The organism is Neglectibacter sp. X4 (genome assembly GCF_009917365.1).
Taxonomy (GTDB): domain Bacteria; phylum Bacillota; class Clostridia; order Oscillospirales; family Acutalibacteraceae; genus Acutalibacter.
In genome coordinates this window covers 1-1,729 of the sequence record NZ_QWLE01000026.1, presented here as the reverse complement: position 1 = coordinate 1,729, position 1,729 = coordinate 1, and the positions used below count along the sequence as shown (strand labels likewise).

Sequence of the window (1,729 nt, the reverse complement as noted above, 5' to 3'; positions counted from 1 at the left end):
TGTGCGGCCCTGCTTCATTCTCGGCCCGGAAACGCCCCTGCGGGAGGGCCGGGGGGAGGATGGGAGCTGGCGCCCTGCGGCCCAGCGGGGTACGGTTTCCCTGAAGGAACTGTCCGTCTTTGACAAAATAAAAGACCCGGACAGCAGATATCTGGGCAGTCCCATTATCTGGCAGGTGGCGGGCATAAACCATGAGGGCCATCCCGCCGGATCCGTAACCATCCTGTCCCAGCGCCTTTTGTGCGCAAAGCCCTTTGACGGGGCCGAGTCGGGCCTGCCAAACGGCAATCCCCGGTATGGCTACTCCAACATCCGCCAGTGGCTGTGCAGCGCCGCAGGACCGGGCCAGTGGTATATGCCCCAGCACGTTTCAGACAATCCGCCCGCAGGGGCCAATGCCTACGCCCCTTACGGCAACGCCTATGACGGGGAGGCTGGGTTTATGCATGGCCTGTCGCCCTCCTTCCGGTCGGCCCTGCTGCCGGTGGCGGTAACTGCCGACCTGGGTACCGGAGCAAATCAGACGGAGCTGCTGCGGGACAGGCTCTGCCTGCCCTCCCCCACAGAGCTGGGGCTGGGGAACCTGCCGGCAGAGGAAGGGGCGCCCCTTGCCATCTTCCAGAACGCCTGGAACCGGGAGCGGTGCTTCACGCCGGAAGGCCTGGCCGCGAACGCTTCCTCCTCAAAGCCCGCGGACAGCGAAACCCCCTGGCGGTTCTGGCTGCGGGCCAGCGTCAACACTGCCGCCGTCTACCAGGCAAGCAGCAACACGTATACCAGCGAGCCGCCTTACTATGGGCAGGCGGGCGTCCTTCCCATGGGGTGCCTGCCTGGGGAATTGACTGTATCCAATATGCAGGATAAGGACGGCTGCTTTGTGCTGGTGTTTAACCAGCGGCCCGACGCGCCCCGGATTTCCTCGCCCCAGGCAGGCCAGCGGGTGAAAACCGGCTTTTATCTGGAGTTCCTGCCTGCCGCCGACGCGGAAGGGGATATGCAGTTTTTCCAGGCGGAGGTGACCCCGGATCCCTCTTTTTCTTCCGGGGTGTCGCGCTTTACAGAGGGGCTGGAAAAGTGGGACGGCACAGGCTGGCAGCCCGCCCAGGCTGCGGGGGAAGATGACGCGGGCGCCCTGTTTCGCCTGCCCATTGCAGGCCTGCCCTTAAACGCAGACTTGTATGCCAGGGTGAGCGCTACGGATCAGGCTGGCAGCAGCTATGCCGCCTATTCCGGCATTGTGCCCCTGCGCACCGGGGATATCCTGGAGTTTAAGACCCTGCCCGCCCGGCGTACCCAGCGGCCCCGGTATGTGTTCCCCCTGCTGTCCGCGTCCATAGACCCCCAGGCGCAGGTGAGGATCCTGGCCTGCAACAACGGTGACGACGCCCTTCCTGTGTGGGAGGACTGCACAGAGGCCTATGAGAAAGGGGAAACCTGGCAGTTCCAGAACCAGCACAAGTCTGCTGAACAGTGGGCCGTGCGGCTCCATATCACCATAGAGGCCTGGTCTGCCACCGGGGAAATATCTGTGCGGGCTGTGGGCCTGGGCCTGAGCTGAGGTTTGACAAAATCCAACAGCACAGCTATAATAAAAAATGCCCCTCCGAAAGAGGGGCAGGCGCGGATTTGCGCTGGAGGACGCTGTATACATAAAAGGCGGTTAGTTCATCCCCGTATGAGAGGGGGGCGAGCGTGTGCCAGTGGCACACATGTGCGAACCGACCGAGCC

Annotated in this window: 1 protein-coding gene; it reads left to right on the top strand. The window is 63.3% G+C overall.

The annotated features are described in order from the left end of the window. Positions 1-1,558 (top strand): DUF6273 domain-containing protein (locus tag D1841_RS10090; RefSeq protein WP_237077167.1); only part of this gene is annotated, 1,558 nt, incomplete at its 5' end. Positions 1,559-1,729: the final 171 nt, after the last annotated feature.